This window comes from Nocardioides sp. DN36, from assembly GCF_055380375.1.
On the sequence record NZ_AP043823.1, the window covers coordinates 2,168,273 to 2,187,401 of the forward strand.

The 19,129-nt window shown below is 72.4% G+C and carries 17 protein-coding genes; 11 read left to right on the plus strand and 6 right to left on the minus strand.

What is annotated here, in order from left to right; genetic code table 11:
- Nucleotides 1-23: 23 nt before the first annotated feature.
- Entirely contained in the window at nucleotides 24-1,625 is a 1,602-nt protein-coding gene (locus tag ACZ43H_RS11295) for a M4 family metallopeptidase (RefSeq protein WP_464590334.1), read from the minus strand.
- A gap of 148 nt (nucleotides 1,626-1,773) precedes the next feature.
- On the minus strand, nucleotides 1,774-2,520 hold the full coding sequence (gene dapB / locus ACZ43H_RS11300) for a 4-hydroxy-tetrahydrodipicolinate reductase (RefSeq protein ID WP_464590798.1): 747 nt from the start codon (nucleotides 2,518-2,520) through the stop codon (nucleotides 1,774-1,776).
- 93 nt (nucleotides 2,521-2,613) lie between these two features.
- Between dapB and ACZ43H_RS11305 the strand changes: the two genes are divergently transcribed.
- From ACZ43H_RS11305 to ACZ43H_RS11325, 5 genes are all read left to right on the plus strand, one after another.
- Nucleotides 2,614-3,129, plus strand: a complete 516-nt coding sequence (locus ACZ43H_RS11305; RefSeq protein WP_464590336.1) for a class I SAM-dependent methyltransferase — start codon at nucleotides 2,614-2,616, stop codon at nucleotides 3,127-3,129.
- An 80-nt stretch (nucleotides 3,130-3,209) separates the two neighbouring features.
- The gene (locus ACZ43H_RS11310; RefSeq protein WP_464590338.1) at nucleotides 3,210-3,809 is read left to right on the plus strand and encodes a sigma factor-like helix-turn-helix DNA-binding protein; all 600 of its coding nucleotides are present in this window, start codon (nucleotides 3,210-3,212) and stop codon (nucleotides 3,807-3,809) included.
- Entirely contained in the window at nucleotides 3,806-4,357 is a 552-nt protein-coding gene (locus ACZ43H_RS11315; RefSeq protein WP_464590340.1) for a hypothetical protein, read from the plus strand. The genes ACZ43H_RS11310 and ACZ43H_RS11315 overlap by 4 nt, the downstream gene beginning before the upstream one ends.
- A 71-nt stretch (nucleotides 4,358-4,428) precedes the next feature.
- Nucleotides 4,429-4,893 (plus strand): RNA polymerase sigma factor, encoded by a 465-nt coding sequence (locus tag ACZ43H_RS11320; protein ID WP_464590342.1) that lies wholly within the window; start codon nucleotides 4,429-4,431, stop codon nucleotides 4,891-4,893.
- Nucleotides 4,890-5,603 carry a hypothetical protein gene (locus ACZ43H_RS11325; protein ID WP_464590344.1) on the plus strand — a complete coding sequence of 238 codons (714 nt, stop codon included), beginning with the start codon at nucleotides 4,890-4,892 and terminating at the stop codon, nucleotides 5,601-5,603. The genes ACZ43H_RS11320 and ACZ43H_RS11325 overlap by 4 nt, the downstream gene beginning before the upstream one ends.
- A gap of 95 nt (nucleotides 5,604-5,698) precedes the next feature.
- Here ACZ43H_RS11325 and ACZ43H_RS11330 read toward each other — a convergent pair whose 3' ends face one another.
- From ACZ43H_RS11330 to ACZ43H_RS11345, 4 genes are all read right to left on the minus strand, one after another.
- Nucleotides 5,699-7,078 (minus strand): M16 family metallopeptidase, encoded by a 1,380-nt coding sequence (locus tag ACZ43H_RS11330; protein ID WP_464590346.1) that lies wholly within the window; start codon nucleotides 7,076-7,078, stop codon nucleotides 5,699-5,701.
- Nucleotides 7,079-7,085: 7 nt separating this feature from the next.
- A complete protein-coding gene (locus tag ACZ43H_RS11335; RefSeq protein ID WP_464590800.1) occupies nucleotides 7,086-9,308 on the minus strand; it encodes a polyribonucleotide nucleotidyltransferase in 2,223 nt (740 codons plus the stop codon).
- Nucleotides 9,309-9,718: 410 nt separating this feature from the next.
- Nucleotides 9,719-9,994, minus strand: a complete 276-nt coding sequence (gene rpsO / locus ACZ43H_RS11340; RefSeq protein ID WP_379183695.1) for a 30S ribosomal protein S15 — start codon at nucleotides 9,992-9,994, stop codon at nucleotides 9,719-9,721.
- Between the two features lie 228 nt (nucleotides 9,995-10,222).
- The gene (locus ACZ43H_RS11345) at nucleotides 10,223-10,468 is read right to left on the minus strand and encodes a DUF6458 family protein (RefSeq protein WP_464590348.1); all 246 of its coding nucleotides are present in this window, start codon (nucleotides 10,466-10,468) and stop codon (nucleotides 10,223-10,225) included.
- A gap of 91 nt (nucleotides 10,469-10,559) precedes the next feature.
- Here ACZ43H_RS11345 and ACZ43H_RS11350 point away from each other — a divergent pair, with 91 nt between their 5' ends.
- From ACZ43H_RS11350 to ACZ43H_RS11375, 6 genes are all read left to right on the plus strand, one after another.
- Complete coding sequence (locus ACZ43H_RS11350; protein ID WP_464590350.1) at nucleotides 10,560-12,692, plus strand: molybdopterin-dependent oxidoreductase; 2,133 nt, start codon at nucleotides 10,560-10,562, stop codon at nucleotides 12,690-12,692.
- Between the two features lie 253 nt (nucleotides 12,693-12,945).
- A complete protein-coding gene (locus ACZ43H_RS11355) occupies nucleotides 12,946-14,175 on the plus strand; it encodes a hypothetical protein (protein ID WP_464590352.1) in 1,230 nt (409 codons plus the stop codon).
- A gap of 39 nt (nucleotides 14,176-14,214) precedes the next feature.
- On the plus strand, nucleotides 14,215-15,099 hold the full coding sequence (locus tag ACZ43H_RS11360) for a hypothetical protein (protein WP_464590354.1): 885 nt from the start codon (nucleotides 14,215-14,217) through the stop codon (nucleotides 15,097-15,099).
- A complete protein-coding gene (locus ACZ43H_RS11365; protein ID WP_464590356.1) occupies nucleotides 15,083-16,387 on the plus strand; it encodes a hypothetical protein in 1,305 nt (434 codons plus the stop codon). Before ACZ43H_RS11360 ends, ACZ43H_RS11365 begins: the two co-directional genes overlap by 17 nt.
- Before the next feature lie 4 nt (nucleotides 16,388-16,391).
- On the plus strand, nucleotides 16,392-16,940 hold the full coding sequence (locus tag ACZ43H_RS11370; RefSeq protein WP_464590358.1) for a hypothetical protein: 549 nt from the start codon (nucleotides 16,392-16,394) through the stop codon (nucleotides 16,938-16,940).
- A complete protein-coding gene (locus ACZ43H_RS11375; RefSeq protein WP_464590360.1) occupies nucleotides 16,937-19,129 on the plus strand; it encodes a hypothetical protein in 2,193 nt (730 codons plus the stop codon). The genes ACZ43H_RS11370 and ACZ43H_RS11375 overlap by 4 nt, the downstream gene beginning before the upstream one ends.

Genomic DNA, 19,129 nt, shown 5'->3' on the forward strand with positions numbered 1-19,129 from the left:
CCTCTCCCCCGTTCAGGACGCGATCAGCTGACGCTGACCGCGCTCCAGGCCGCAGCCACGGCGTTGTACTGCGTGCTCGTGGCGCCGTAGAGGTCCTTGGCGGCGTTGAGCGTGGCGGTGCGGGCGCCCTTGTAGTTGGTGCTGGAGGTCATGTAGACCGTCAGCGCGCGGTACCAGATCTTCGCGGCGGCGTCGCGGCCGATGCCGGTCACGGAGGAGCCGTTGCAGGTCGGGCTGTTGTAGGAGACGCCGTTCAGGGTCTTGGCGCCCGAGCCCTCCGAGAGCAGGTAGAAGAAGTGGTTCCCGATGCCCGAGGAGTAGTGGACGTCGGAGTTGCCCGCGGTCGCGCTCCAGCAGTTGAGCGAGGACCCGTCCGAGGCGGGGTTGTCCATGCGGCGGAAGCCGAGGTGCTGCTTGAGGTCGAACTCCTCGCCGATCAGGTAGTCGCCCGGGTCGTTGCTGTTCGCGGCGTAGAACTCCACCATCGTGCCGAAGATGTCCGAGGTCGCCTCGTTCAGGCCGCCGGACTCACCGGAGTAGGTCAGGCCCGCGGTGTTCTCGGTGACGCCGTGCGACATCTCGTGGCCCGCGACGTCGAGGGAGGTGAGCGGGCCGTAGCTGGTCCCGTCACCGTCGCCGTAGGTCATCTTGGTGCCGTCCCAGAAGGCGTTGACGTAGCCGCTGCCGTAGTGGACCCGGTTGTAGGAGCCGGTGCCGTTGCCGAAGATGCCGTTGCGGCCGTAGGTGGACTTGTAGAAGTCCCACGTCATGTTGGTGCCGTACTGCGCGTCGACCGCGGCGGACTCGCGGCTGCTCGTGGAGCCGTTGCCGAACAGGTTGTCCGGGCTGGTGAACAGCGTCCCGGTGGCGCAGCCGCTGCCGAACAGCTGGCACAGGTAGGAGTCCGACTTGTTGTTCATGTCGGTCGTGTAGGTGTTCCCGCGGGTCGGGTCCTTGAGCTGGTACGTCGAGCCCGACAGGGTCAGCTGCAGCGGCACCGTGCCGCCGTAGAGCGACTGGCCGGAGCCGTCGACCGTCTGGATCTGCTCCTCGCGGCGCAGGACGGTGCCGGTGCGGGCGTCGACGTACGACGCGAGCCGGCTGGGCGTGCCGTCCTCCTGCACGCCACCGGTGACGACCTCCCAGGCCAGCCGTGGGGTGCCCGAGGTCGCGTCCACGACCAGGCGCGGCTCACCGCTGGCCTCCATGCCGGAGATGGCGCGCGTCGCCCTCGCCGGGGCCAGCGCCCGCGCGGAGGCGGCCGCGGCCGTGACGGTGGGCGTCGTCGAGAGGTGCAGCGGGGCCGGGAGCGTCTGGCTCACGCCCTGCCAGCCCGCCCGGGGGCCCTGGTGGACGACGAGGTCGCCACCGAGCACCGGGACCCCGTGGAAGGTCCGCTCCATGCGCACATGCGTGCTGCCGTCCCGGTCGATCACGGTGTCGGTCGCCCGGAAGGCCTGGCCCGCGGCGTCGCGAGCCGCCCCGGGGTGCTGCTGGAGTGCCGCGACGGCCGCGGTCGCCGCGTTCGGCGCCTGGGCGGCCTGGCCGTTGGCGGATCCGGCCTGGGTGCCGATGGTGCCGGCGGCCAGCACCGCGACGGTGGCGAGCCCCAAAGTCCTGCGCATGAACAATCCCTCTCGTCGTGCCCGAAGTTGACTGGCCGCCACCCGGAGGAGCCGCGGCCCGCAGAGCGTTGCAAGGCTCAACGAGGGAGGGAACGGAGGGTCACCTGCAGTTTCGTGCAGCGCACGAACCTGCAGGACGTGCGGGCGGTCAACCGAGGTCGAGGAAGCCTTCCAGTCCGACGGTGAGGCCCGGGTGGTCCGCGATCGCGCGCAGCCCGGTCAGCACCCCGGGGGTGAAGGACGCGCGGTCCATCGAGTCGTGCCGGATGGTGAGGGTCTCCCCCACGCCGCCGAGGATGACCTCCTGGTGGGCGACCAGCCCGCGGATCCGCAGGCCGTGCACCCGGATCCCGGCGACATCGGCGCCGCGGGCGCCCTCGAGGGCGGTGCTGGTCGCGTCGGGCACCGGCCCGCAGCCGGCCTCGGCCCGGGCGGCGGCGATCAGCTCCGCCGTACGCCGTGCGGTGCCGGAGGGCGCGTCGGCCTTGTCGGGGTGGTGCAGCTCGACCACCTCGACGGACTCGTAGAACGGGGCGGCGACGGCGGCGAAGCGCATCATCAGGATCGCGCCGATCGAGAAGTTGGGGGCGATCAGGACGCCCGTCCCCGGGGAGCCCGCCAGCCAGCCCCGCAGGGTGTCGAGCCGCTCGTCGTCGAACCCGGTCGTGCCGACCACCGCGTGGATGCCGTGCCGGATGCAGAACTCGAGGTTGTCCATGACCACGTCGGGGTGGGTGAAGTCGACGACGGCGTCGACCCCCGCCGAGGTCAGCTCCTCGATCGGGTCGCCGGCGTCGACCCGTGCCGCCAGCTCCAGGTCGTCGACCGCGTCCACCGCCCGGCAGACCTCGGACCCCACCTTGCCGCGTGCCCCCAGCACGCCCACCTTCGCCACGTTCCGCTTCGTGCTCACCGCCACAACCTAGGCCATTCGTGACACGGCGAGGTCCGGTGACGCCCTCCGTGACCTTCTGGCAGGCTGTGACCCATGGTGGTGCAGACGATTCCGGCGCGCATCCGGTGGGCAGTGGACCTCATGGACGTCCAGCCGGCCGACCACGTGCTCGAGATCGGGTGTGGTCCGGGTGCTGGTGCCGAGCTCATCTGCAGCAAGCTGCAGACCGGCAAGCTCTTCGCGATCGACCGCTCCGAGTCCGGCGTGGACCGCACCAAGCGGCGCAACGCGAAGTACGTCGAGGCCGGCCGCCTCACCGTGCGGCAGATCGACCTGGCCACCCTGCGGGTCCCGGTGAAGCGGCTGCACAAGGTGTTCGCCTTCAACGTCAACCTCTTCTGGGTGCGCGACTGCGCCGACGAGGTGGCCCTCCTGCACGAGCGGGTCCTGCCCGGCGGTGCCGTCTTCCTGTTCTACGAGGCCAACCGGGCCGAGCTGGTCCCGACGATCGTGCAGAAGACCTCCGCGGCCCTGGCCGGCAGCGGTTTCCGGGTCTCGGTCGTGGAGCAGAAGGCTCCGGCCGTCGTGGGCATCATCGGCCGTCGATAAGTTTATTTCCTGATGCACGTCTTGCATTAGGCAATTTCCTTAAGTACGGTGGCCATCAGGCCGAGACCGAGGAGGCAGCCGTGGCCGTTGCCGTCCTGACCGTGGACCAGCGAGGCAGTCGCACCAGCGACGACCGGATCCCTGCGACGCTCGAGGCACTGGCGGGGGTCGCGCTGCTCCGCCCGTTCGAGCGCACCGCCGGCGACGAGTTCCAGGGCGTGCTCGACGACCCCGCGGCCCTCGCCCCCGCCGTGGAGGCGCTGCTGCGCGAGGCCGCCTGGAACATCGGCCTCGGCATCGGCGAGGTCGAGCTGCCGCTGCCGGAGCACGCGAACGCCGGCCGCGGGCCGGCGTACCTCCACGCGCGCCAGGCGGTGACGGCCGCCAAGAACAGCCCCTGGCACCTGCGGGTCGCCGGCGACTCCCCCGCGGCGCGGGCCCTGGAGACGACGCTGTGGCTCTGGGCCGCCGTGCTCGCCCGACGCACCGCCCGGGGGTGGGAGGTCGCCGACCTCGTCGACGAGGGGCTCTCCTACGAGGAGGCGGCGCAGCGGCTGGGCATCAGCCAGTCCGCGGTCAGCCAGCGGGCCCAGGCGGCCGGCATCGTCGAGGGCCGGCGCGCCCGCGAGCTGGTCACGCACCTGGCGGGCGACCTGCTCGGCACGGAGGTGGGTGCGTGAGCCCGGAGAACTACGGCCAGCTGGTGACCACCCTGCTGGCCTGCGGCGTCGTGGCCGGCGCCTGGGGCTGGTCCCGGCTCGGGCTGCGCATCTGGGCGCCGGCCAGCCTCGTGCTGCTCGCGGCGGCCGCGCTCGTCGCCGCGGTGCCCGCCGACGTCACCCTCGACGGGCGCGGGGGCCGGGTCGCGCTGGTCGCCCTCGCCGGCGCCCTGGCCGTGGTCGGCGGCGGCCCCGTCACCTCCCGCGTCTTCGCGCTGGTCGACCGCGGCGAGACCGAGGCCCGGTCCATGGACCGGGCCGGCCAGGTGCTGCGGGGCGGCGCCTGGATCGGGGCCCTGGAGCGGGGCGCGATCTTCGCCTCCCTCGTCGCCGGCTGGCCCGAGGGCCTGGCGGTGGTGCTGGCCCTGAAGGGGCTCGGGCGCTACCCCGAGCTCCGCGCGGCGGAGGACGGCGTCCGGACCGGCGCGGCCGAGCGCTTCATCATCGGCACGTTCACCAGCGTGCTGTTCGCCGCGGCCTGCGCAGGGGTGGTCGTCCTGGTCGTGTGACCCGGAGATCGTCACGAAAGTCCGGTGCGAGGTGCAACGTCCTGGGTGGCTGCGACGACTGAGGGGGTGTGATGACGACTGAGGGGCAGGTGCCCGAGCTGGGTTTCGAGGAGGCGTACCGCGACCACCGGCTCGCGCTCCTGCGGTTGGCGTACCTGATGTCGGGGTCCCACGACGTGAGCGAGGACGCTGTCCAGTCCGTGTTCACCTCGGCACATGAGCGGTGGCACCAGATCGAGAACCCGCTGCCCTATCTCAAGCGGGCCGTGGTCAACGTCGTCAAGGACGGGCAACGTCGCCGGTTCCGCCTCCTGGCGAGAACTCCCGAGGCGCCACCGGTGGTCCTGCCTCCGGAGGTCGACGAGACGTGGACGCACATCGGGCGCCTGCCCTGGGTCCAGCGCGCCGTCGTCGTCCTGCACTACTACGAGGACCTCCCCCTGACCGAGGTGGCTGCGCTCCTCGACCGACCAGCAGCAACCGTCCGCTCCGACCACCGCCGCGCCCTCGACAAGCTCCGAAAGGCACTCGCATGAGCGACACCCAGCACCCGCACACCGTCGAGCAGCGCCTGCGACACACGCTCCACAGCGTGGCCGCGACAGTCACCGAGGACGCCGTCGCGACCGACACCCGACCCACCGCGCCCCGTCAGCCACATCGAAAGAGGCGCATCGCACTCGGCGTCGGTGCCATCACCCTCATCCCGGCAGGGTGCGCTGCCGCAGCGGTCGTCCACCAGGGACACGAGTACGTCGCCCCGATCCCCCCCGAGCGCATCGTCACGGAGGGCAGCGTCGACGGCAGCCACTACTCGCTCGTCGAGACCGACCGAACCGACGAGTGCGGCGACCCCGTCACCGGCGTCGAGCTGGTCGAGGACCGGGACAACCAGCCGGGGGACGAGTGGAACACCAGCGGCTACGAGTACGGGCAGGAGCCCCGGACACCCACCGACTGCGGCTACGACCGAGCCCCCTACCTCAAGAACCCGGCGCTCTACAACGTAGGAGGCACCGAGGTGGGCGACTCGTTCGTCTGGGTCTTCGCCGTCCACCCCGACGTCGACACCGTGCACATCACCTCGGGCGGCTACACCGAGGACGTGTTGGTCCACGAGGTCGACGGCGCCGGGTACGCCGCCTTCGAGATGCCCAGCGACATGGACGAGTACACCTCCGAGCTCCTCATCGACGGACAGGTGGTCCCCGGCTCCGAGGACACGCACCACGTCAGGTGGCCGTGAGCACCCGACAGCATCTCCGGTGCGTGCTCGGGACCGTCGGCTGATCAGCAGGCCGGCGACGGGAGCCTGACCCGGATGCCACCCCGGGTGAGACCTCAGGACGGGCCGACGACCGCCAGGATCTCCGGCCGGGAGAACATCTCGGCGGCCACCTCGCGCACCTCCTCGAGGGTCACCCCGTCGATGCGGGCGATCACCTCGTCGATGCTCAGCAGCTCGTCGTAGACGAGCTCGGCCTTGCCGATCCGCGACATCCGCGAACCGGAGTCCTCCAGCCCGAGCACCAGTCCCCCGCGCAGCATGCCCTTGCCGCGGGACAGCTCCTCGGCGGTGATCCCGTCGGCGGCGACCTTCGCGAGCTCGGCGCGGACCACGGCCAGCACGTCGTCGAGCTTGCTCGGCAGGCAGCCGACCGAGACCCCGACCAGGCCCGAGTCGGCGTGGTGGCTGGCGAAGGAGAAGACCGAGTAGGCCAGCCCGCGACGCTCACGCACCTCCTGGAAGAGCCGTGAGGAGGTGCCGCCGCCCAGTGCGGTGTTGAGCACTCCCAGCGCGAAGCGCCGGTCGTCCTGGCGGGTGAGCCCCTCCATCCCCAGCACGACGTTGACCTGCTCGAAGGGCCGGGTCGCGCCGATCGTGCCGGGAGAGACGCGGCGGGTGCGGGCCGCGTGCCGCGGCGGCACCGGGGCCTCCTCGCGGTCCAGCCAGCCGTTGCGCCCGAAGGCCTTGCGCACCTGGCGCACCAGCGCCTGGTGGTCGACGTTGCCGGCAGCGGCGACCACCATGGTGGCGGGCCGGTAGTGGCGTCGGTGGAAGCGGGCGATCTGGTCACGGGTCAGCGCCCGGATCGACTCCTCGGTGCCGGCGATCGGCCGGCCCAGCGGGGTGTCGCCCCACGCCTGCGCGGCGAACAGGTTGTGCACCACGTCGTCGGGGTCGTCGTCGTGCATCGCGATCTCGTCGAGGATCACGTCACGCTCGGCCTCGACGTCCTCGGGGTCGAGCCGCGAGCTGGTGATCATGTCGCCGAGCACGTCCACCGCCAGCGGCAGGTCCTCGTCGAGGACCCGCGCGTGGAAGCAGGTGTACTCCTTGGCGGTGAACGCGTTGAACTCACCGCCCACCGCGTCCAGCGCGATGGAGATGTCGAGCGCGGAGCGCTCGGCGGTCCCCTTGAACAGCAGGTGCTCGAGGAAGTGCGAGCACCCGTGCAGCGCCGGGGTCTCGTCGCGCGAGCCCACCCCGACCCAGACACCGATGCTGGCGGAGCGGACGCCCGCCATGTTCTCGGAGATGACGCGCAGGCCGCCGGGGAGGACGGTGCGCCGCACCCGCGAGGTCACCTGGCCCTCGGCGTCGGTGACCGTCTGCAGGGTCCTGGTGGTCCCGCTCTTGCGGGCGGCCTTCGGGGTGGAACCGGACGACCGGCCAGCAGAAGCCTGCTGGCCGGTCGTCGGAGCGTCGTGCTTGCTCACGCAGTGATCACTCCACAGACTCGGCGGCAGCCTCGTCGGCGGGCTCCTCGGAGCCCTCGCCCTCCTCGACCACGGGGATCAGGGAGAGCTTGCCGCGGTCGTCGATCTCGGCGATCTGGACCTGGATCTTCTGGCCGACCGAGACGACGTCCTCGACCGCGTCGACGCGCTTGCCGCCGGCGAGCGGGCGCAGCTTGCTGATGTGCAGCAGGCCGTCCTTGCCGGGCAGCAGCGAGACGAACGCACCGAAGTTCGTCGTCTTCACGACGGTGCCGAGGTAGCGCTCGCCGACCTCGGGCATCGTCGGGTTGGCGATCGCGTTGACGGCGGCGCGGGCGGCCTCGGCGGCCTCACCGTTGGTGGCACCGATGTAGACGGTCCCGTCGTCCTCGATGGACAGCGTGGCGCCGGTGTCGTCCTGGATCTGGTTGATCACCTTGCCCTTGGGGCCGATGACCTCGCCGATCTTGTCGACCGGCACCTTCAGGCTGATGATGCGCGGCGCGTGGACCGACATCTCCTCGGGCTCGTCGATGGCCTCGGCCATGACGTCGAGGATCGCGAGACGGGCGTCCTTGGCCTGGGTCAGCGCCTGGGCGAGCACCTCGGCCGGGATGCCGTCGAGCTTGGTGTCGAGCTGCAGCGCGGTCACGAACTCGCGGGTGCCGGCGACCTTGAAGTCCATGTCGCCGAACGCGTCCTCGGCACCGAGGATGTCGGTGAGGGCGACGTACTGCGTCTGGCCGTCGAGCTCGCCCGAGATCAGGCCCATCGCGATGCCGGCGACGGAGGCACGCAGCGGGACGCCGGCCTGGAGCAGCGACATCGTCGAGGCGCAGACCGAGCCCATCGAGGTGGAGCCGTTGGAGCCCATGGCCTCGGAGAGCTGGCGGATCGCGTAGGGGAACTCCTCACGCGTCGGCAGCACGGGCAGCAGCGCGCGGCGCGCGAGCGCACCGTGGCCGACCTCGCGGCGCTTGGGCGAGCCCACGCGACCGGTCTCGCCGGTGGAGAACGGCGGGAAGACGTACTTGTGCATGTAGCGGCGCGACTTCTCCGGGGAGAGGGTGTCGAGCTGCTGCTCCATCTTCAGCATGTCCAGCGTGGTGACACCCAGGATCTGGGTCTCGCCGCGCTCGAAGAGGGAGGAGCCGTGGACGCGCGGGACCACCGCGACCTCGGCGTGCAGCGGCCGGATGTCGGCCAGGCCGCGGCCGTCGATGCGGACCTTGTCGCGCAGGACGCGCTCGCGGACGAGCTGCTTGTTCAGCGAGCGGAACGCCGCGCCGATCTCCTTCTCGCGACCCTCGAACTGGTCGGCGAGCTTCTCGAGCAGGCCGGCCTTGATCTCGTCGACCCTGGCCTCGCGCTCCTGCTTGTCACCGATCGTCATCGCGGTGGCGGTGTCGTCCTTGGCGGCGGCCTCGACGGCGGCGTACACGTCGTCCTCGTAGTCGAGGAAGATCGGGAACTCCTGGACCGGCTTGGCGGCCTCCTTGGCCAGCTCGACCTGGGCGTCGCACAGCTGCTTGATGAACGGCTTCGCGGCGTCGAGACCGCCGGCGACGATCTCCTCGGTCGGCGCCTGGACGCCGCTGCGGACCAGGGTCCACGTCTGCTCGGTGGCCTCGGCCTCGACCATCATGATCGCGACGTCACCGGTCTCGGTGACCCGACCGGCCACGACCATGTCGAAGACGGCGTCCTCGAGCTGGCTGTGCGTCGGGAACGCGACCCACTGGCCCTCGATCAGGGCGACGCGGACGCCGCCGACCGGGCCGGAGAACGGCAGGCCGGAGAGCTGGGTCGACATCGACGCGGCGTTGATCGCGAGCACGTCGTACGGCGTGTCGGGGTTGAGCGCCATGACGGTGATGACGACCTGGACCTCGTTGCGCAGGCCCTTCTTGAAGGTCGGGCGCAGCGGGCGGTCGATCAGGCGGCAGGTGAGGATCGCGTCCTCGCCCGGACGACCCTCGGACCGGAAGAACGAGCCGGGGATCTGGCCCGCGGCGTACATCCGCTCCTCGACGTCGATCGTCAGGGGGAAGAAGTCGAAGTGGTCCTTGGGGTGCTTGCCGGCGGTGGTCGCCGACAGCAGCATGGTGTCGTCGTCGAGGTAGGCGGTCACCGAACCGGCGGCCTGGCGGGCGAGGAGCCCGGTCTCGAACTTGACCGTGCGGGTGCCGAACTTGCCGTTGTCGAGGACGGTCTCGACGGCGGAGATCACGGGACCCCCGGCGTTGGTGTCAGTCAAAGGGGTTCATCCTTCTTGTTCGCGGAGCGATCCGCGGCGTCCCGCTCGGGCGGCGGGTTCTCGGGACGAGGTCCCCGCCGGGTCCCTCTCCGCGACGTCGGCTGACGTCCTCGGGAGGGGGCCGGTCTTCGATCGAGGCCCGCAGATCCGTGCCCGCACCGGAATCCGGTGACCGGGCCTCCGCCCGGCGACCGGGCTTCGTGCCCGGTTGTCGAGCCTGTCGAGATCCTGAGAGCCACTACCGAGGACCGGGCCGAAACGGGCGGGTCGCTCCTGGTGGGTCGTGCGTGGTGCGTTTCAGTTGTGCTGCGGGTCCGACCCTAGCGGGAAAGGACCGAAATGTGACGGGAGCGGCTGCCCGGGAAGGGCAGCCGCTCCGAAGGTCATCGACGCAGGCCGAGACGCTCGACGATCGAGCGGTAGCGGTCGATCTCCGTCTTCTGCAGGTAGTTCAGCAGGCGACGGCGCTGACCGACGAGCAGCAGCAGGCCACGACGGCTGTGGTGGTCGTGCTTGTGCGTCTTGAGGTGCTCGGTGAGGTGGCTGATGCGGTGGCTCAGCAGCGCGATCTGCACCTCGGGCGAACCGGTGTCGCCCTCGGTCGTGGCGTACTCGGCGATGATCTTCTTCTTGGTCTCCGCGTCGGTACCGATCGACATGCGGGGCTCCTTCCGGTGCTTGGTTGCGCGGCGCGCCGGGGCCTGTTCACCCGGGCACTCTGGATCCGCGGCCGTTGGACGGCAGTGGTGCGTGGACGTCGCCCACGTCGGGGCAACCGGTGAAGACTATCAATCCGGGCCTGCTCCACCCAATCCGAGCGGGCGTTGCCGGCCCGGCACGACACCGCCCCGGCCCGACGAGGTCGGACCGGGGCGGGCGCGAGCGGGTCAGACGGCCGGCGGCACGTCGTCGCGACGCTCGGTGACGGTGCGCGAGCCGTCCGCGTGGGTCGTCACGGCGGCCGAGCGGCGGCTGCGGTTGGCCTGCACGGCAGTGAGCGCGATGACCAGCACGCCGGCGAGCGTGAGGATCCACCCGACCATCGTCAGGTCGACACCGCTCAGCGAGTCCGTGACCGCGAGCGCGAGGATCAGCCCCAGCGCCAGCAGGAAGACTCCGAGTCCGTATCCCATCGGTTGCGTCCCTTCGATCGTGCCGCCCCCCGCGGGGCGGTCTTGAGCGTGCCAGCGATCCATACCCAGTTCGGGGTGCGAGGATGCGGTGATGCAGACCACCAGGATCGGCGTGTGCAACCTCTGCGAGGCGATCTGCGGCCTCCGCGTCACCCTGGAGGACGGCGTCGTCACCGGGATCCGCGGCAACCCCGAGGACCCGCTCTCGCGCGGCCACATCTGCCCCAAGGGGGTGGCCCTGGCCGACGTGCACGCCGACCCCGACCGGCTGCGCCGCCCCGTCCGCCGCGTGGTCTCGACGAGCCCGGGTGGTGGCGACCCAGAGGTCCGGTGGGAGGAGATCGGCTGGGACGAGGCCCTCGACCTCGCGGCCGAGGGGCTGGCCGCCGCGATCAACGACCACGGCCGCGACGCCCTCGCGATCTACCTCGGCAACCCCAACGTGCACAGCCTGGGCTCGATGACCCACGGCACGGCCCTGGTGAAGGGCTTCCGCACCCGGAACAAGTTCAGCGCCACCTCGGTCGACCAGCTCCCCCACCAGCTGGTGGCCCACCTGATGTACGGCCACCAGCTGTTCCTGCCCGTCCCTGACCTCGACCGCACGTCGTACTTCCTCGTGCTCGGTGCCAACCCGATGGCGTCCAACGGTTCGCTGATGACGGCGCCGGACTTCCCGGGCCGGCTCCGTGAGCTCAAGGCGCGCGGGGGCCGGATGGTCGTGCTCGACCCGCGGCGCACGGAGACCGCCCGGGCCGCCGACGAGCACCACTTCGTGCGTCCCGGCACGGACGCGTTCGTGCTGCTCGCGATGGTCAACGTGCTCGTCGAGGAGGGGCTGACCCGCCCGCCGTCGTACGTCGACGGTCTGGACGAGGCCGTCGCGGCGGTCTCCGACTTCTCACCGGAGCGGGCCGAGGCCTTCAGCGGCTTGGCGGCCGACGAGATCCGCCGGATCACCCGGGAGCTCGCGGCCGCCGACGGCGCGGTCGCCTACGGGCGCATCGGGGTGTCCACGCACGCCTTCGGGACCGTGTGCCAGTGGGCGGTCCAGCTGCTCAACCTGCTGACCGGCAACCTCGACCGCGTCGGCGGCGCGATGCTCACCCACCCCGCGATCGACGCGGTCGGCACCGGCCTGATCGGGCGGGGACACCACGACCTGTGGCGCAGCCGGGTGCGCGGGCTGCCGGAGTTCGCCGGCGAGCTGCCCGTGGCTGCGCTGCGCGAGGAGATCGAGACCCCCGGCGACGGCCAGGTGCGCGCCCTGCTGACGCTGGCCGGCAATCCCGTGCTGTCGACCCCCGACGGTGCGGCGCTGGACCGGGCGGTCGCCGGGCTGGACTTCATGGTCGCCGTCGACATCTACGTCAACGAGACGACGCGGCACGCCGACGTGATCCTGCCGCCCACCACCGCGCTCGAGCGCGACCACTACGACCTCGTGTTCCACCTGCTCGCGGTGCGTGACACGGCGCGGTTCACCCCGGCCGTGCTGCAGCCCGAGGAGGGCGCCCTGCACGACTGGCAGATCTACCGCGAGCTGGCCCGACGCACGACGGCGCGCCTGCGCGTCAAGCCACCGCTGCGCAAGCGGCTGGTCCAGCGGGCACGCCTCTCGGTCAGCCCCACGGTGCTGGTCGGTCTGCTGCTGCGTCGCGGTCGCTCGGGGGTCACCCTGCGCCGGCTGCGGTCCCAGCCCAGCGGCATCGACCTCGGCCCCCTGCGCGGCGGGCAGCTCCCCGAGCGGTTGCCGCACCCGAGCCGGCGGGTCCAGGCCGCGCCCGCACTGGTGCTCGACGACCTCGAGCGGCTGCGCGCGGTGCCGCTGCCGGACCCCGAAGCACTGCTGCTCGTCGGGCGCCGCCACCAGCGCGACTGCAACTCCTGGCTCCACAACGCCGAGCGGCTGACCCGCGGGCGGCCCCGACACCAGCTGCGCATGCACCCGGCGGACCTGAGCGCCCGCGGGCTTGCAGACGGCTCCGTCGTCACCGTCGCCTCCGCCGTCGGGAAGGTGCGGGTGGAGGTCAGCGCCACCGAGGAGCTGATGCGCGGCGTCGTGTCCCTCCCCCACGGCTACGGGCACGGGCTCGCGGGCACCCGGATGGCAGGGGCGGCCGCGGTCCCCGGCGTCTCGATCAACGACCTCACCGACCCCGCCCTGCTGGACGTGTCCGGCAACGCGGCGCTGACCGGGCTACCCGTCACCGTCACCGCCTGACCCGCCCGGGCCAGCGCCCCTGGCCCACCCGGGGTCGCACGCTCGTGGCCACCGGTCCCGGTGACACATCTCCGGGCGACCCCGGAGCAGTGACCCGGACCCGGTGACCACACCTGCCCGACCCCGGTCCGGGGACCCCGCTCGTGGGACTACTGCGTCCGCGCGCGCCGCCGTTCACTGGTGGCCACCACACCGGCGCTCCCGGAACCCCGGGTCCGCCCGCCGGCTCGAAAGCGCTGAGAGGACAAGGCCCATGACGCAGGCGCACACCGAGTTCGAGGACGAGCTCGAGATGGAGGAGGAGTACGAAGCGGAGGACGAGGCCTTCCTCGGGGGCATCGCCAGGATCGCCGGCTCCCTTCTCGGCGAGGAGGAGTACGAGGACGAGTACGAGCTCGAGATGGAGGAGGAGCTCGAGGGCGAGTACGAGGACGAGTTCGAGATGGAGCTCGAGTCCGAGTTCGAGGGTGAGCTCGAGGACGAGTACGAGGACGAGGCGTTCCTCGGCGGGCTCGCGAAGATCGCCGGCTCCCTCCTCGGCGAGGAGGAGTACGAGCTCGAGGGCGAGTACGAGGACGAGGCGGAAGCGGAGGCCGAGCTGTTCTTCAAGCGGATCGGCAAGGCGCTGCGCCGGGCGGCCCCGATGCTCAAGCGGATCGCGAAGACCGCCGCGCCGCTGCTGGCCACCGCGGTCGGCGGCCCCGCCGCCGGCATGCTCGCCAAGGCCGTGACCTCCCAGCTCGAGGGCGAGTTCGAGGACGAGCTCGAGTCGGAGCTGGAGGAGATGGCCACCGCACCCGTCACCTCGAGCCAGGCCCAGGCGGAGTACCTCGCCGCCCGTGCCTCGGCGACGGAGTCCGAGGCGGAGGCCGAGAGCTTCGTCGGCTCCGCGGTCGCGATGACCATCAGCGCCCGCGAACGCCGCGAGCTCGAGCGTCTGCTCCCCCACCTGCTGCGCGGCGCCGCCGTCCTGACCCGGGTGCTGCACCGCAACCCGGCCAGCCGTCCGGGCGTCCGCCTGGTGCCCGGCATCGTGGGCTCCAGCGCCCGCACGCTGGCCCAGCTGCAGGCCGGTGGTCGCCGGCTGCGGCCCGAGGACGTCGGCGCCGTGATGGCCGGCAGCGCCCAGCGGGTGCTGGCCGACGGTCGCTGGCAGCGTGCGGTGTCCCGCCGCCACGCCCGCGGGCTCGCCCAGGTCAACCGCCGTCGCCCGCGGCCCGGCTACCGGCGCCCGACGTACGCCGGCGCGCGCCGCGGCCCCACGACGATCCGTCGCCGCCCCACCACCGTGCGCACGGTGCGGGCCGGGACCCGGGTCGCCCGTCCCCGCCCCGGCTTCGTCCGGGTCGTCACCCCGGTGCGGGTCCCCGCCCGTGGCGGCGCCCCCGCACGCACGGTCCGGGTCGTCAGCGACGTGAAGGTCCCGCGCGGAGCGGTGCCGTCCGGACGCCCCGTAGGCGTGGCCGCCGGCCGGCGGCGCTGACCGCCCCGCCCCACAGCCCGCGCACCAGGAGGAGTCGTCATGACCACGCTGAACCACCGCTACCCCGCCATCCAGGGCGAGTACGAGGACGAGTACGAGTCGGAGCTCGAGGGTGAGTACGAGCTCGAGGAGGAGCTCGAGGACGAGTCGTTCCTCGGCCCGCTCGCCTCGATCGCCGGCTCCCTGCTCGGCGAGGAGGAGTACGAGTCCGAGTACGAGCTGGAGTCGGAGTACGAGACCGAGCTCGAGGAGGAGTACGAGTTCGAGTTCGAGGCCGAGGCGGAGATGGAGATGGAGGCCGAGGCCGAGCTCGAGGAGGAGTTCGAGGACGAGGCCGAGGAGGAGGCGGAGGGGTTCGTCAACCCGGTGCGCCGGATCTACCGCGACGCCGAGACGATGGCCCACCTCGCCGTCCGGGCCGAGCGCGCGCAGAGCGAGGCCGAGGCCGAGGCGTTCGTCGGGGCGCTCGTCCCGATCGCCGCACGGCTGATCCCCCGTGCCGCGTCCGTGCTCGCCCGCAACGCCCCGGCCCTGATCCGCGGTGCCACGCGGATCGCCCGGCGGCTGCGGCGCAGCCCGCAGACCCGGCGCATGGTCCGGGCGCTGCCCGTCGTGCTGCAGCGGACCGCCCAGAGCCTGGCCGACCAGGCCGCCAACGGCGTCCCGATCGACGCCACGACCGTCGTCCGCACCCTCGGCACCATGACCGGGCGGGTGCTGCGGCAGCCTGCCTCACCCGTGCGCGCGGTCACGACGTTCGACCGGCGCTGGCAGCGACGCGCCGCCTGGAACGCGCGCCGCCGCGGCAACCGCCCGTACCGCGTCTACAGCGGGCGACCCGGCCGCGGCTACCGGCGTCCCGTGGCGCGCCCGGCGGCGCGTCCGGTGAACCGGCGGGTGGCCCGCCGTGTCCGCCGTCGCTGAGCGGGTCGGCCCGGCCCGCCCCGCTCGCGTCGGGGTGCGGAGGGCCGGCTCCGCACCCGACCCGGCCGCCGCGTTCGCGGTGAGCCAGGGCGTCAACGTCCGGCGCCACCTCGAGGCGCTGCGCGACTTCCGGCGGTCCGAGTTCGGCACCGGGGTCGCCCGGCCCTCCGAGGGCCACGTGCAGGCGGTCAACGACCTGCTCGCCCGCCTGCGTCGCCCCCTGGAGACCGCGGTCCTCGAGGTGGAGGCCGCCGGCTCCGGCGACGACCTGGGGGCGCTGCTGGACCTCAAGAGCCGGGCCCACGACTGGGTCCGCGCCACCGAGCGGGTCTGGGACTTCTACTTCGAGCTGTTCGGCCAGCGGCAGGGCGCCTTCGGTGACTGGCTCTACGCCTGCGACAAGATCGCCCTCGACTGCTACCAGCACGTCCACATGCACCTGGGCAAGCCGCGATCGATCCCGAGCCCCGGCCCGTTCGCCTACATGCGCACCGGCTTCTCCCCCGCGACCTACCGCCGCAACATCCCGCTGCGGAAGCTGGGCCGCCAGCTCAACCCGTTCCCCCTGGTGCAGCTGCCCTACCACCGGCTCGTCAACCCCTGGACCATGGGCGCGGTGCTGCACGAGGTCTGCCACAACCTGCAGAACGAGCTCGGCCTCGAGAAGGAGATCCCGCGGACCGTGCACCGGGCGCTGCTCTCGGCCGGGCTGCCCCCCTCGGTCGCGCGCACCTGGGCGAGGTGGGATCGCGAGGTGTTCGCCGACCTCGTGGGCTGCATGCTGGGCGGGGAGGCGTTCGTGGCCTCGCTGATGGACGTCATCGGCCGGTCCCCGGGGCAGGTGCTCGCCTTCTCCCCGCGCGGCGTCCACCCGACGCCGTACCTGCGCACGTTCCTGTCCACCCACCTGCTGCGCCGGATGGGCTTCGACACCATCGCCTCGGACTACGAGCGGATCTGGCGGCGGCTCTACCCCTCCACGGCGGGTACGACGATCCCGCGCCCCATGCTCGAGTCGCTGCCGGAGGCGGTGCGGGTGGTGGTGGACGCGATCTGCTACACCACGTTCCCCTCGCTCGGCGACAAGTCGCTGCGCCAGGTGATCACGTTCACCCCGCGCCAGCAGGCGATGATCGAGGAGGCCGCCGGCCGTCTGGCCCGCGGCGTCGACCCGGGCGTGGTCCCCGAGCGCTTCCTGATCGGGGCGGTCCGCATCGCCGTCGACCGGCGGTTGGCCACCCCCGACGTGCTGATGCGCAACTTCTACTCCGCACTCTCCGGGACGTGAGCACATGACCATCTCCCTCGCCCTGCGTGACCTGCGAGCCGCCACCGCCCGCCTGTCCGAGGCGGTCACCGAGCTGGTGATGATCGCCCACGAGGACCGCCCCGACGGCTGCGAGATGGCCGCCGTCGACCACTTCGCCGAGCAGGTCTCCGAGCTGCAGTCCTCGGTCGTCGCCGTCAGCCAGGAGCTCGCCGCCCTGGACGGGCCGGTGCCGGTCTCCCGACGCATGCCCCTGATCGACGAGGCGCTCGCCGCCGCGAGCCTGTGCTACTGGCGCGACCTCCGCTCCTACGCCGCGACCGCCGCGATGCGCCAGGTCGCCCGCCGCGGCGGTCGGGACTGGCAGGCCTGGCAGGGCAGCATCGAGCAGTCCCAGCAGCGTTGCGAGCAGCCGCTGGCCGAGACCGCGGCCGCGGCCCGCGGGGTCTGGCTGGAGGTCGCCGACCTGGTGACGCTCTGGTTGCGGCACCCCGAACCGGCAGTCGAGAACACCGAACCCGGAGGCAGGGCAACGACCGCCCCTCCCTCGTCGAGCAACTGGAGGACATCGTGACCACGAACCAAGCCCAGCCCCCCACGATCCCCGTGGTCGACGTCGACCAGGCGTTCCCCGCGATGGTCGAGACCCCCGCCCGGTCGGTGGCCGTGTCGGCCCTCGACCAGGGCCCGGCGGTCCGGACCGCGATCCGCAACGTCCTCGGCGTACGCAGCCGTGAGCAGGACCCCAAGGCGTTCGTGGACGCCCTCACCGCGGCGTTCCGGCTGGTGCGGGTCGAGGGCCACGTCGAGTCCCAGTTCGTGCCCCGCGGCTACGCCATCCAGGCCGACCTCGGCGCGGTCAGCGGCGGGCAGGCCTCGTTGTACCGGCGGGCCACCATCGCGCGCGCCGAGATCCTGCGCATCCTCGACGGGCTGACCCCGCTGCGCACCGACGGCGACCTCGACGACATGGAGGCCTACCGGGTGATCGTGCGCAACAGCGTGCAGAGCCTCGTCGACGAGATGGGCCTGCCCGGCGGGCCGCGCGTGGCCATGGTGGACAGCTACTTCGACGGCCTGGTCGGCCGGGGCGACGACGACGCCGACCGGGTCGGTGGCCAGCTCGGAGCGCTGCGTGAGCGCTTCGGCCTCGTCGACGACAACGTGAACACGATCGAGGAGGAGGGGCGTCGTACGGCGTTCTGGACGCTCGTCGACCTGGTGCGTGACCTGCGCACCGCCTGGGGCGCCCAGCGCAGCCGCTTCTCCGGCACCGCCGGCAACGGCTTCCTCGGCACCGAGCTGATCCACGTCTCGCGGCTCATGGACGCCGCGGCCGACCAGGTCGAGGAGCTCGAGACGGTGCTCGACTCGGTGCTGATCGGGCCCGCGGAGCGGCAGACCATCCCGCTGGACAACCGGACGAACCTCACCCTCGACGGCCTGCTCACCTGGTTGTCGGCCTTCCTCCACGACGAGGGCCGTCGGCTCGCCCAGGACGCCGGGCGCGACGGCATCGTCGCCGCGCTGGCGCCGACCGCGGTGGCCCTCGCCGACACCTTCAAGCGGTTCCTGGCCGACCCGCTGCTGCCCACCACGAGCGACGACGACGAGCCGCCCGTGCGCTACCTGCCGGCCTCCTGCTGCCACGACTGGCCGCCGGGGATGTACGCCGCGCGGGTGCAGATCGCGGTCGCCAGCCTGTGCCGGCTGCTCTTCGAGCTGGCCCGCCGGGCGCAGCGCATCGGCCGCTGGGCCGGCGTGGTGCTGGTCGACATCAGCGTGTCCTCCCTGGGGCACCGGGTGCCGGACAAGCCGGGCACGGAGGCGGTCAACGTGGAGTTCCGCGGCCTGAACCTCCGGTCGACCTACGAGCCGGCCTTCGTGCCGAGGAAGCTGCGTCGCGACCGCGACGGCTGCCGGGTGGAGACGCTGAACGTCCGGAAGCTGGTCCGGCCCATCCCGGGCACGGTCACCGCCGACGACGAGAGCATCTCCGCACTGTTCCGCTACGACGAGGTGGCCCCGATCCTCGAGGAGGCCAAGATCTGGATCGCCTCGGACGGCGCGGTCTTCCCCGCTGCCGACGCCCCGGTCGCGATCATCGACACCGAGACCGGGCGCGCGGTGCACGCGCCGGTGCCGACCACCTGGCCGCGCCTCGTGCGCGCCGACCGGCCCGGCAAGCGCTCGCAGAAGAAGCTGCTGAGCAGGGTCGGACCCACACCGGGCGGCGGGCGCACGTCGACCGCTCCGCCGGCCGGCCGGCTCGGCGAGAACATGGCCCGCTGGCGTCGGGCCAACCCGCCGTCGCCGCCCCAGGAGGCCGGGGCCGCGGTCGGCAACGCCGACTTCGTGCGCCAGACCCTGGCCGAGATGGTCGACCGCGTGACCGAGGAGCACGACCGGGCGGAGGCGGCGTACGTCGTCGCGGCCGGCGAGTTCGAGGAGGCCCGCCAGCGGTTCGAGGCGATCCGCGCCGAGATCGAGGAGGTGCGTCTCGAGCGCGAGCAGCGGACGGGCAGCCCCAAGAGCGCCCTGACCCGCAAGCTCACGGCTCTGGAGGACGACGCCCGGGAAGTGGAGGCACGGCTGCAGGCCCTGGCCGCGACCGCCACCGCCCGCCAGGAGGAGCTCGCGGTGGCGGGTCAGATGCGGTCGCTCCTGGACGAGGCCCGCGGAGCGGGCGAATCGGTGCACGGCTACCTCCAGGGCCACCTGGAGCGGTTGAGCGAGGCGGACACGAACGAGGAAGGCCACTGA

Bases quoted from the DNA above. Each gene is read 5' to 3' on its own strand.
- ACZ43H_RS11295 (WP_464590334.1), bottom strand. From the start codon at position 1,625: ATGCGCAGGACTTTGGGGCTCGCCACCGTCGCGGTGCTGGCCGCCGGC.
- ACZ43H_RS11305 (WP_464590336.1), top strand. From the start codon at position 2,614: ATGGTGGTGCAGACGATTCCGGCGCGCATCCGGTGGGCAGTGGACCTC.
- ACZ43H_RS11320 (WP_464590342.1), top strand. From the start codon at position 4,429: ATGACGACTGAGGGGCAGGTGCCCGAGCTGGGTTTCGAGGAGGCGTAC.
- ACZ43H_RS11325 (WP_464590344.1), top strand. From the start codon at position 4,890: ATGAGCGACACCCAGCACCCGCACACCGTCGAGCAGCGCCTGCGACAC.
- rpsO (WP_379183695.1), bottom strand. From the start codon at position 9,994: ATGTCGATCGGTACCGACGCGGAGACCAAGAAGAAGATCATCGCCGAG.
- ACZ43H_RS11345 (WP_464590348.1), bottom strand. From the start codon at position 10,468: ATGGGATACGGACTCGGAGTCTTCCTGCTGGCGCTGGGGCTGATCCTC.
- ACZ43H_RS11350 (WP_464590350.1), top strand. From the start codon at position 10,560: ATGCAGACCACCAGGATCGGCGTGTGCAACCTCTGCGAGGCGATCTGC.
- ACZ43H_RS11355 (WP_464590352.1), top strand. From the start codon at position 12,946: ATGACGCAGGCGCACACCGAGTTCGAGGACGAGCTCGAGATGGAGGAG.
- ACZ43H_RS11360 (WP_464590354.1), top strand. From the start codon at position 14,215: ATGACCACGCTGAACCACCGCTACCCCGCCATCCAGGGCGAGTACGAG.
- ACZ43H_RS11370 (WP_464590358.1), top strand. From the start codon at position 16,392: ATGACCATCTCCCTCGCCCTGCGTGACCTGCGAGCCGCCACCGCCCGC.